This is a genomic window from Lysinibacillus sp. K60, assembly GCF_019731275.1.
Lineage (GTDB): Bacteria > Bacillota > Bacilli > Bacillales_A > Planococcaceae > Lysinibacillus > Lysinibacillus capsici.
Genome location: NZ_JAASJR010000002.1, coordinates 673,714 through 685,224 on the forward strand (window position 1 = coordinate 673,714; position 11,511 = coordinate 685,224).

General features: G+C 34.2%; 10 protein-coding genes and 2 pseudogenes. 5 read left to right on the top strand and 7 right to left on the bottom strand.

Going from position 1 to position 11,511, the window contains the following annotated elements:
- Positions 1-14 precede the first annotated feature (14 nt).
- Complete coding sequence (locus HCH28_RS07155) at positions 15-881, bottom strand: AraC family transcriptional regulator (protein ID WP_221680386.1); 867 nt, start codon at positions 879-881, stop codon at positions 15-17.
- A 267-nt stretch (positions 882-1,148) separates the two neighbouring features.
- Here HCH28_RS07155 and HCH28_RS07160 point away from each other — a divergent pair, with 267 nt between their 5' ends.
- On the top strand, positions 1,149-1,904 hold the full coding sequence (locus HCH28_RS07160) for a class I SAM-dependent methyltransferase (protein WP_221680387.1): 756 nt from the start codon (positions 1,149-1,151) through the stop codon (positions 1,902-1,904).
- Positions 1,905-1,951: 47 nt separating this feature from the next.
- Here the strand turns inward: HCH28_RS07160 and HCH28_RS07165 are convergent.
- Positions 1,952-3,145 (bottom strand): annotated as a pseudogene (locus HCH28_RS07165) (Ger(x)C family spore germination protein).
- Between the two features lie 141 nt (positions 3,146-3,286).
- Here HCH28_RS07165 and HCH28_RS07170 point away from each other — a divergent pair.
- A complete protein-coding gene (locus tag HCH28_RS07170; protein WP_221680388.1) occupies positions 3,287-3,670 on the top strand; it encodes a VOC family protein in 384 nt (127 codons plus the stop codon).
- Positions 3,671-3,831: 161 nt separating this feature from the next.
- Here the strand turns inward: HCH28_RS07170 and HCH28_RS07175 are convergent, their stop codons facing one another.
- On the bottom strand, positions 3,832-4,746 hold the full coding sequence (locus HCH28_RS07175) for a class I SAM-dependent methyltransferase (protein WP_221680389.1): 915 nt from the start codon (positions 4,744-4,746) through the stop codon (positions 3,832-3,834).
- 135 nt (positions 4,747-4,881) lie between these two features.
- On the opposite strand from HCH28_RS07175, the gene HCH28_RS07180 reads away from it, so the two are divergent.
- Complete coding sequence (locus HCH28_RS07180; RefSeq protein ID WP_009370377.1) at positions 4,882-5,346, top strand: hypothetical protein; 465 nt, start codon at positions 4,882-4,884, stop codon at positions 5,344-5,346.
- Positions 5,347-6,715: 1,369 nt separating this feature from the next.
- Here the strand turns inward: HCH28_RS07180 and HCH28_RS24965 are convergent.
- A pseudogene (locus tag HCH28_RS24965) lies at positions 6,716-6,982 on the bottom strand (class I SAM-dependent methyltransferase); the annotation flags it as partial.
- A 38-nt stretch (positions 6,983-7,020) separates the two neighbouring features.
- Positions 7,021-8,445 (bottom strand): VanZ family protein, encoded by a 1,425-nt coding sequence (locus HCH28_RS07185; protein WP_221680390.1) that lies wholly within the window; start codon positions 8,443-8,445, stop codon positions 7,021-7,023.
- 425 nt (positions 8,446-8,870) lie between these two features.
- Between HCH28_RS07185 and HCH28_RS07190 the strand changes: the two genes are divergently transcribed.
- Positions 8,871-9,032: a hypothetical protein gene (locus HCH28_RS07190; protein WP_004225101.1), complete on the top strand. Its 162-nt coding sequence runs from the start codon at positions 8,871-8,873 to the stop codon at positions 9,030-9,032.
- A 468-nt stretch (positions 9,033-9,500) separates the two neighbouring features.
- Here HCH28_RS07190 and HCH28_RS07195 read toward each other — a convergent pair whose 3' ends face one another.
- The gene (locus tag HCH28_RS07195; protein WP_221680391.1) at positions 9,501-9,962 is read right to left on the bottom strand and encodes a DinB family protein; all 462 of its coding nucleotides are present in this window, start codon (positions 9,960-9,962) and stop codon (positions 9,501-9,503) included.
- 162 nt (positions 9,963-10,124) lie between these two features.
- Positions 10,125-10,328 carry an RNA polymerase subunit sigma gene (locus tag HCH28_RS07200; RefSeq protein WP_221680392.1) on the bottom strand — a complete coding sequence of 68 codons (204 nt, stop codon included), beginning with the start codon at positions 10,326-10,328 and terminating at the stop codon, positions 10,125-10,127.
- A gap of 234 nt (positions 10,329-10,562) precedes the next feature.
- Here HCH28_RS07200 and HCH28_RS07205 point away from each other — a divergent pair, with 234 nt between their 5' ends.
- Positions 10,563-11,072 (top strand): ClbS/DfsB family four-helix bundle protein, encoded by a 510-nt coding sequence (locus tag HCH28_RS07205; protein WP_221680393.1) that lies wholly within the window; start codon positions 10,563-10,565, stop codon positions 11,070-11,072.
- Positions 11,073-11,511 lie beyond the last annotated feature (439 nt).

Consider the following 11,511-nt stretch of genomic DNA (forward strand, 5'->3'; position numbering starts at 1 on the left):
ACCTTGCTCCTTTATTATTCTTTAATGGGAATGTAGATTTTCATTTTCATCTCATGTGGATAAATAGATTGCATGACATCGGTTATTTCAAAATCAGGACCCGTATCGCGTTCATAATTAGAATTCGGCAACCATACTCCGTAAATGAAACGTCTTGTATTTTGAATTCCTTCCGCAGTGCCATTCAATGTAAACTCTGCATATTTACCAGCAGGAATTTCTAGGTGGGTGAAGCCTTTCTCTAATTGCTCCTCAAAGATTTCGACTTCCTCTCCTACAATAAAGGAAAACCGGCCATCCTCCTGAAAGTTTGTAGAAATGCCATACGCCATATTAGGGGCTACCTTATAGGAGATTCGCTCATAGTATTGCTGCTGACCAAAATCCAAATAAAAGCCTGGGATTTCTGCATAGAACTGTTCGTCTTGTAAGGACGTTTTGTATTCATAGCCTGTAATACGTTTTTTAGATAAGTGAAGTATTTCCGGTCGTTGCATAGGGAGTTCTCCTTCCAGTTTATAATCCAAAAAGTTTATTTTGGTTTGAAATGGTATGGAGTTGGCTCCTTTTCGGTATTTAGCAGGTGTGACACCAAAATACTGAACAAATGCCCGTGTAAATGCCTCCTGAGAACCATATTGAAAGTTGATTGCAATGTCAAGTATATTCTGCGTTGTTGTTGCTAATAAGGAAGCTGCTTCAGAAAGCCTCCTGTTGCGAATATACTGTTGCACAGAAAAACCTGTAATGGCTTGGAAAAGCCGTTGGAAATGAAATGCTGAAAAGTAAGACTGAGAAGAAATATCTATAATCGATAACTTTTCATGTAGGTTTTTCTCAATAAACTCTATGGCGTTTTGAATTCTTTCAAAATAATCCATACCATCATCCTTTCTTAACTCAATGGTACCGTTTAATGGGAAGGGTTTTTTGATAATTTGTGCTAATTTGTACATTAAATTGTACTGTATAGGAAATCAATAGAAATATTGATTAAAAAGGAAAATAAATGTATAATTTATCTAAATATACAAGAAAGTGAGTGATAGATAATGATAGTCAGCTCTGTTTTCCCATTGAATATAATAAAGGTGCGGGAGAATAAATAGATTAGTTGATTTCTTCCGCAAACAATCGGAGGAGAATATATGTACAAAAATTACGGACCGTTAAGCACAGCACTTTATGATTTTACAAAACCAGTTGGATACTCGCTTGGTGGAGATATTGAATATTATCTAGAACGACTGCAAGGTGTAAAGGGGAAGATTCTAGAAGCAGGGGTTGGTTCTGGACGTTTCTATATTCCTTTTATGGAAAAAGGCTTTGATATAGAAGGAATTGATCATTCCCCAGAAATGCTAGCATCCTGTCGAAAAAGATGCCAAGAACGAGGATTGACGCCAGTGCTGTATGAAGGAAATATTTGTAAATTCACCTTAGGTCAACAATACGAAGCCATTGTTATGCCTACAGGCTCATTTTGTTTAATTGAAAATCATCAAGAAGCACTATCAGCATTAACCTCTATGTATCAGCACCTTGTCCCTGGTGGGAGACTCCTAGTAGATTTATTACTTCCTACAGACTGGAAAACAGGAGAAATTACGACATCTTACCATCAAATTTCACAAGATGAAGGAATTGCCCTTGAAAGAAAATCGATTGCCATGAATTGGGTGGAGCAATATACGTTGATGGTTTTAAAATATGAGAAGTGGCAACAAGGTACATTAAGTGATACGGAACTGCAAAAGTTTTTATTACGCTGGTATGGGATTGAGGAATTTAAGCTCCTATTACAAAGTGTTGGCTTCTCTGCAATTACTTGTTCTGCGAATTATAAGTTCCTTCAACAACCAACTGAAGAAACGTCACTCATAACGTTTGAAGCGGTACGTTAATGAAAATGACCAGTACTCCTTAAAAGAGTACTGGTCATTTTTACGAATTAGTCAAGCTTTAATTTTGTTGCAGTTCCTATTCCTTTTGTATGCACATCGACTTCAATTTGAACTTCAAGATCAGGATAGAGGGTTAGCCAGTTCTTTTTAATTCGATTCCATGCTTGATAGTCCTCTCGGTGTAGGACATTGCTAAATTTTAACAAATCGGCTTGATAAGTTTGTTGAATCGTTTGAAGTGTACGTTCTAACCGTTCCTTGATTTGTCTGCTCGTTTCTTTATTTAAAGCATCGATGGTTTTTGATTTTGTTAAATCCAATGGGCAACTTATCTCTGCAACGTTTTGCTCAATCTCGAGTTTGATGGAAATCGAAGGTATATCATTTTGAAAATGACCTGTCACTTTAGTAGAAGAATTAATAATTTCTGTTGAGATTTTCCCTTCTTCAGGACAAGCAATAATTTCAAAAGTACTTTTTATATTATTATTTAAAAAATTATAGTCTCTGCTTTCTTGTTCTGTTAAATAGCCGATGAGTTTATAATTTTTAAAAATAGCCAGTCCACCATATTTTAATTGTGCAGGGCTATCAATTTTTTCTATATTCGAGCTAAAATCTCCAGCATCCGCATCACCATGTATATGAATAGAGGGTAAGACGGCACTATGATCAATACTGCCTAAAGATTGGATTAAATCATCAAGAATAACAGATTCTGTTGTCCCCCACACTGCTTCAGAAACCTTTAATGATTTAAACATTTTGCTAGCAGGCACATCCTCTAAAGGGGTTAAAACACTTAATATTTCTTGTGCAGTAAAATCATGAGAAACAATAAAGTTAAAATCACTTCGTCCTTCTGGGTCTCTTTGAAATAAATCTAAAACGCTATTCATACCTTCCTTAGCCATTTCTTCACCAATAATAATAATTTGGGCATGCGCATAATAAGGCTTTCTAGGTGTTAGCGCTGTTAATTTTCGAATGGCATCAAATAAAGATTTCCCTTAAGCATGGTAGGTAAAAACAGGGACTTGAATGCCAGTTGCTTTGTTCGAAGCCACTTGACTTGGATTAACAATCTGAACAGAAATTTCGAATAGCTCGTCCGATTTATCCACTCCAACAGCCGTAACAATAGCTAGTTCGTTTAACTCCCGCTTATTCCAGCATCCACCTAATAAAAGAAGTACTGACAGCAATAGGATGAATGATACCTTGTGTTTGATGGTGGACACCTCCTCTAGGTAAAGAAGACATTTCCGATACTATTAAGGATAAACAAAAGACATGCAAAATAATCAATAATAGAAATCTCAATGAATCTTTTTAAAGGAGAATAAAATGAAGAACACAAACTGTGAAAGGGAGGTAAGAAAATGAAACAATCCTTATTTAAAGGTGTAGAGGCCATTTTTATTCCAATAAAAGATCCCAAATTATCGGCTAAATGGTATGAGGAAATACTTGGATTTAAGCTTCTATATATAGAAGCGGGCGCAGCAGTTATGAAGATCACTGAACAATCTCCGACGGTCATTTGCTTAGTAAAAGCTAAGGAGCATCAGCCATGTCATTTTCCAGACAATCACTTTGGTGTGGGGAAATATGTGAACTTTCTCTCTCAAAATATTGAAGAGACTTATTTATTTCTAGTGGAACATCATGTTCAAGTCGAGGCTTTAGAAGGAGAAGAGGACACCAAATTTTTTACCTTCTATGACCCTGATGGGAATCCTTTAGGTGTTTGTCAATCATTATAAGCGGGTCACTGCGTTAACAGTGACCCTAGTAACAAATCTAGGAGGTGTAAGGCTAATTAGCTTTACACTACTATAGTATACTAATTCTCTATATTGAAATAGTTAATTGCCTGGGTAATAAAAAGAAAATTTAGAATTTTGGAAAATTAAATAGGGTGAACCTATTTTTTAACAATATGCATGTAGTGGATAGTTTCAAAAGCACACAAGTAATCTGTCCGATTTTGAAAATACAGCTCTTGAATCGCTGTAGGAGATAGATGTTCATATATAAGCAATCCTAATCGATCTAACATCCTCTCCATGTCCTCATAAGCATAGCATGATTTCATTGGTTCACCACCAAGTGCGGCCATTTTGACCATGTTTTCTACTCTTTTGGAGAGTCCTTTTTCCGTGAAGAGAGATTCATCAGCATAATCCAAAACAATGGAACTACCTGCTGGAACTAAGGCAAATAGATGATTGAGTAAACTTGCTAATTCATCTTTTGTTAAATAATAAGAAACACCTAATAGACTAAAAAATGTTTTTTTAGATTGGAAGCCTTGCTCTGAAAATAATTGTGATTGAAATTGCTTTGTAAAATCCATCGGTACAAAATGCAAATGATTCATGAGGGGGAGAGAGGCTTCCTGTAATCTTCTCATTTTCGATGCCTGCGTAGTGGGATAATCCACCTCAAAAATTTCTAGCCTGGATTGTCCTTGTTGCTGACGATACGGAAAAGTATCGAAGACAGCACCTAAGATGACATATTGCTCGACACCAAGCTGTATTTCGCTATGCAAGACTCTTTCACAATAAGCAGCACGTGCCAAAGGAGTTGGTGAGAGTTGAACTTGTGTAACCCATTTTATTAATTCCTTTGAATTGTCTTTAAACTTTGTAGCGATATCTTTATTAAAAAATTCAATGCCTTGTATCATAGTAGCTTGAATATTTTGATATTCTTCTTGTGAAATCAATTCTTTGGCTATATAATCATCAAAAATTTTCGGTGTATCAAATTGGCTATGGTAGGCTCTACTAAAGGCAGCCACTAATGAAGTGATACTAGATTCCTGTTGATTCATACCAACACTCCTTAACAAAAAAATAGGATTCCCCTGGCCAGAAGAATCCTATTATATATAATATTTATTTAAATGTAAATTTTAGCATAAAAACATTTTTTTGTCAAGTTTTTGATACTGAGAAAGAGGAGTAATATGAAAAAATTTATAATAGCCTTATCTTTACTCTTAGCAGTAATTGTTAGTGGTATGCTCATTATATGGAAAGAGCAAAGCTATTCTGCTACAGATCTGTTGGAAAATGCTAATTTTCAAGTGGAGAATGCCACTATAACGCTCCATCGTATAGATACAGATAAAGAAGATATCTTTTCTGAAATGAAAATATCAAAAGAAACACAGCAAGAATTGATACAGTCTTTTCAACATGCAACATTCAAAAAAACAACTATAAAAACTATTGATTACGATTATCGAATGACAATTTCACTCAATACAAGCTACCCGATGTTCATTGATTCTAAAAATAAAATATTGGTTCTCCTTAACACAAATGAAAGCTTTGAGCTGATAAAAGATAATGCTTTTTTTAGTCTTTTAGAAAAAGCAAGGGAAGATTCACAGAAATTAGTTAGTATCCAACACAAGTTAAATGAGTAGGGATACTCCCTGTGAATTATGTAGATGGACCAATTGGGAATGGTAAATTTCACCTCTCCTTTTATAGTGACCATTCTGATGGAACTCGGTATCCGATAGGAAAATAAAGGCACACAATTATTTAGCTGGAGTGTCACAGAGTCAAAAAAATATGGGCTAAAGGTACAGTAGCTGCTGAAGAACAAACATCATTACTGGAAAAAGAAGCCTATATGAGTCTGAGGGAGCGTGTACTATTCAATTAGTTGGTAGATGGAGCTGACGGCGTGTTTGATTTTGCGATTTAATTTGTAGCGTAAAAAATTTTTAAGAATGTGTAACTTTTTAAAACATCAGCCGTCTAACTCATCAGTAGAATACAAAGAACTAAAGCAAACTAGTAACATTCACTTTTCACAAAAGGGCCAGGATTCACATTTTTTCGTGTTTCCTGGTCTTTTTGTGGTGGTGGTCCTATATTTTAAAGAAAAAATAAAGAATTTATGAAACCTTTAGCCTGTTCATTCGTATTGTAATTTGAATCTAAAGCTAGACAAAAATTTAGTAAGATTCACTTTCACTTAAAAGACTAGAGCTTACATCATCATGTGAGAATCTAGTCTTTTTTGTATGGTTGTTTAGATATTGTTCAGTATAATATGTTAATCTATGAAAGAAGATTTTTCATAGTCTTCAACCTAAACGCAAAATGACCAGTTCTCTTTAAAAGAGTGACTGGTCTTTTTGTTTAATGTTCCTTTAGCAGACTGTGCTTCTTCAGCATGTTTTATTAATAGCACGAAAAAGTTATGAAAGGGAGAAATTAATTTAAGTATAGTTGCTTCACCTATCATAGTTAAGATCATAGAGACCTATATGTTTGTAACAGAGATGTCAAGCTTGTATTGCTTTCGGTATCACCATGCGAGAATAAAGAAGTAAATTTCATTAATTATTCAGTTAGAGTAGGGGGAGCATTGTTATCAATTTCAGTTTGTAGAAACATAATTTAAATTATGTGAAAATAGCAAACAGTCATCCACCTATTCAATGGGGCTGTCATTGGTAAATGACCATGTGTCATTAGCAAAGGTTAGTCATTTATGAGATTTCATTATTTCTTTTTTAATGAAAGTAAGAAAACTATAAAATTTGATAGAATGATTTATTTTCTCGAAAAAGCATTAATTTCCCCTAAAATCCTATTGGAAAATATTTTAACTTGTTCAGCGCCTCAAGTTGTCGTAGTATTATAACGAATCAAAACTAAGTAAGTTAGTAAGATTCACTTTCACAATAAAACCAGATGCTCTCTTTTGGGGAGCACCTGGTTTTTTGTTTATATGTGATATTAGCGATACCCAATACATATTGCCTGAGCACACTGTGATTATTTTTTCTCTGCTGCAATGATTAAAAACATAGGTCTCCGAAGTTCATCCTGCATGTCCGGAATATTTTTTAGCACTTCCTCTGAAGGCATAGGTTCCTTCACCGTACTTATCGTATAGCTAGCTTGTATTAAGACATTCATATAGGTAGACAGTGTGCGATGGTACTTAATAACATTTTCGGTAAGGTAGGTTGTTTCCTGAATGCCTTCTGTCTGATAGTGATCAACTGCCCAATGCAGGCGGTTGCCATTCTCATCGTAGTATCAAGTCTGGCTTTCCTTAGTAAACAGTATCAAAAAAGCTATTTTCTCGCCTGAATCAATGTGAACCAACTTTTTCCATTGAGTGTGCCAGAAACTCTGTATATGGGTTGATAGAAATCTTTTGTATCGTACATATAAGAGAGCTCTATTAAATCGACAGTAAGTTGATCGCCTTTTTTTATCAATAGTTCTTCTTCCGTTACAAGTGCATTATATTTTATCTGTGGAAACTTGCCATTCTTAATTCGCTCATACACCTCTGCAGGTGACAAAATATTGACTTCACGGATCAATTGATGCTCATGAATATTATACGATAATGAATACAAACTACCATCTGGTTTCAAACCGAGCTCTACTTCACCAAGCCAATAATCTTGGTTCAATTCAGCTTGGTCAGGAAGCGTCCATTCAAATATGCCATTATCTAAAGCTGTAAACGCCCCATCTTTAGGAAGGAGTGAAAGCTCATCCATCATGCTCTTTGCCTTCTTCATTAGTGTTTCTTGCACAGCTAAAGAAGGTTGCACTGGCGTATAAAGATCGTCTGTTAGCGACCAATTTCCCTCTGAATTAATAAATAACGTATAGGAGTTCTCTGCTTTATCTTTTAATAAGAGCTCACGATCACCACTAATATCCTGCTGATTTAACTCTGCTAAATCAAATTTCTTTTGCAACAAAGTCTCAACTTCATCTGTATGAATAATTTTTTTATACACGGGGGCAACGGTAGATGCTGTATGTAAATCTAATGAGGTGGTTACATCAACATCCGACATATTTGATTTTGTGTAGGCGTTTATTGCTAAATGACCAAATTCCTGTTGAGCGTAGACAATCATCATGCCAATAAAAATCAAACCCATCATGAGAGGAATGGCTAGGTTTCCGATCAAGCTTTTCACTTTTATTTTTTTATGCTGAACAATAGAAGATCCTAGTCTATATAACTGGTATCCAATAATCCCACCAAGCGAGTTGTTGATTAAGTCATCAAGCTCGAAAATCCCTGCTCCTGTAAGTGTTTGATACGTTTCAATGGATAAGGTTGCAATCACCACTACAGGAAGAAGCCATTTAAACAGTTTGAATTTAGAGAAAAGTAAAGGTAAGAAAACGCCTAGCGGTACAAACATTAAAATGTTGAAAATACAATTTTGAAGATCACGTAACGAGTATTTCTTCCATGCATCTATATAGCCACTAAATGGTTGAAGATTCATTTGCATGAAATGGGAAGAACCACGCCCAAAAATCGTTAGTTCACACACAAAAACAATATAGCCGATAAATAGTGCTACAAGTATCAGTTGCTTAAAGTTTATTTTTTTTCGATTTGTCTGTTGGTTTTTATGATAGAGGAAATAATAAAGTCCAATAAGTAAGAACTCAGCACCAATAATAAGGATGACTGGCAACATTAAAATCCGAATGTTATTCATAATATCTGTAACGCCCAAGACAAGATGCTCCTAACTATGTTAATCTATTGTCGACTTTTCTTATTGTAAATGGTAATTATTAATAATTATTGAGAAAAATTATGAAGATTTCTTAAGATTTTGTAGCATATCTACTTGAGGGAAAGTGCTTATAGTAAATATGCTTTTATTTTCCGTAAAAAAAGGGGAGGAACAGTTTGGGGATTATCAACAAAGTTTGTGGAAATTGCACGTTTAGAGCCGTAGACAAAATAAATAAAACCTCTTGCTGTTCGAATTATCAGCATAATTTTATGGGCAATAAAGTATAGATAGACGTTTTTTATAAGACTTCCGTTGTATTGTCTTGTCAGTCCTTGTAATCAAAATTGACATAAACAATTGTCAGAAAATATCAATATACCCTATAATAAATAAAAAAGCTGAGAATAAGAGGTGAACTTATGGGGAAACCAGTAGATTACAATCTATTTCCGGGTTATCAAAACACACTTGACTCCAGACTTGATGAACGTAAGGAAGAATTTATTGAAGAACTAGAAAGAGCAAAAGTTGATGGACATATACTTGAATTTGAGAAAACACCAGAAGAATTGCCCCAATAGTAAGATCAAAGCATCTTGAAAAGAGATGCTTTTTTCTTTTACTTGGAGCTTGTTTTTATATGTATAAATTGGGCTTTTCACTTCAAGGAGCTCTTCCTTTTTAAGCGATAATAATTGATAGAAATGTCTATAATCAATAGGATGTAAATTACACTAAATACATTTAAAGTTAACGAAGGCAGAGGGAAAATGACATCTCTGATCAATATTAACCAAATGGTGGTTGATATTAAAACAAAAGCATCCAATACAATAACCATAGTATGTTTGTAGGCTTTAAAAATAAAATTAAATACAATTAATCTTACTAAAATTGGTGTCGTGAAGAAGTAAAATGAATAGATCTGTGTAATTTCTTCTAGGCTCACATGCATCTTCCTTTGGTGTTATTTGTGTTAAATAAGCGGCAGCAAACAAAAATAGGACTATTAACAATAGTCCCATTTTAAGAGTATAGCATATAAATGTCTATTTTTCCATTTTACGTAAATAGGCGAGCTGTCCAATATGATAGGCATTATGAGTAGCGGCATTAGATATGATAGCCCACCATTGCGCTTTCACAGGGAACCCATTTACGATAGATAAAAGTCGCTCTTCCTCAATTAATTCTTGCCACTTAAGTAGAATATGTAATAACTTTTCTTTTAATTCATTGAAAGTTACCTTCTCTTTAACTAGAAACGTATTCGCATTATTTGTTTGCGAAGGGGCCTTCACTTGATTTTCTCGATACCGTATTTGCCAAATTTCATTCCAATAGATTAGATGCTGGACAATTTCAGCCATACTATGGCTAGAAGAATCGGGTTTCCAAAAGGCTTCTGCTTCAGATAGCCCTTCTACGACTTCAGAAAATGAGATATACCAACTTGGGTCATTTGCATTAGCTAAAAGTTGATCTAACAAAATGGTCTTAGCCTCCATCATTCACGTTTCCTTCCTCAAAATATTTTTTGAATAGTATAACATTTTAAGTTTGAATGTACGGATAAAATACTAGTTTGGTGCAACAATAAAAAAGCTGCAGCTTATTAGAGCTACAGCAAATATAGATGAGGATTTTAACACTAGTCAGTTAAAACAGGCAAATCAGCTTCTATTTTCAGCTTTTTTCGGTTCTTCTTTTTTACTTCTAAGTAGTAATGCCATGAATAAGAAACTGGCCACCCAAAAGGCAAAGAATAAATTTTCTAGCAAAGCCCAATGACCATTTTTAATATAATTCCAAATGGTTGTAAATAAAAAAATGATGATAAAGAATGCGATATATAAGCATTTTCCGAATGTAGTCACTTCAAGCACCTCTGTTATTAATCATCACACATAAGAAATAAAACCCTCTGTTTCATTCATTATGGGTAATACACTCAAGGTTAGTGTGTGTAAATTTTGGTTACTTATACATCCACCGAAAAGATAGAAGGTAATACTTACCGAATAACAACTTTTTAATAAAATGTAAAAATTAGTGTATTCGCATTATGGTAGACTGAACATGAAGAAGTAGATGGAAGGGAGGGAAATAGAGTGAGACAGTATGCGAACAAAGAAGAATTAATTAGTACGATTGACGAAAAGTATAAAAAATATATTGCCGAATTTAATGATATACCCGAAATCTTAAAAAATAAACGGATTAAAGAAGTTGATAAAACGCCGTCTGAAAATCTTTCTTATCAACTTGGATGGATAAATCTATTGCTTCACTGGGAGCAAAAAGAACAAAAGGGAGAAGAAGTACATACACCTGCAGAAGGCTATAAATGGAATAATCTAAGTGGATTGTATAACTCTTTTTATAAACAATATGGAGAGTACTCTTTGAAGGAACAACAATCCATGCTTAATGAAGCTGTCAATCATTTATGTGAGTGGTTAAATACCCTTTCAGAAAAGGAGTTATTTGAAGTTGACCAAAGACGATGGGCAAAAACACAAGCTAATTGGCCTGTTTGGAAATGGGTTCATATTAACTCAGTTGCTCCATTTACAAATTTCAGAACCAAAATTCGTAAATGGAAGAAGATGAACCTTTAAAAAATTGAATATTCCTTACTATAACAAACCAAACGAATTTACTTTAGCCTTCCACAAATGGAAGGCTTTTTATTATCCACTATGACAACAAGTGATGAGCTATGGTACGTTTTACTGTATCTAGATACTTCATATGAAGGAGGAGGTAGGGAATGAGCAAGAAACAATCTTTCTGTATTTATGCTTGACGGAGCTGAGCAGGTACATTAGCGCTTTTATTCAATATAAAACTACTATTCTAATGACTATTGTAAAAGATTAATATGTACTATTTTACATAGAATTTAGAATATTCATATTAAATAACAAAGTATTTATTATTTTTCTGTTAAAATTACTATGTTAAACAATATTTTGGTATTGTTTGATAATTACAAGTAATTGTGTTAATAGGATTTAAAACTTATCTTTATTAAACAGGGAGGGATTACTCTAAGTA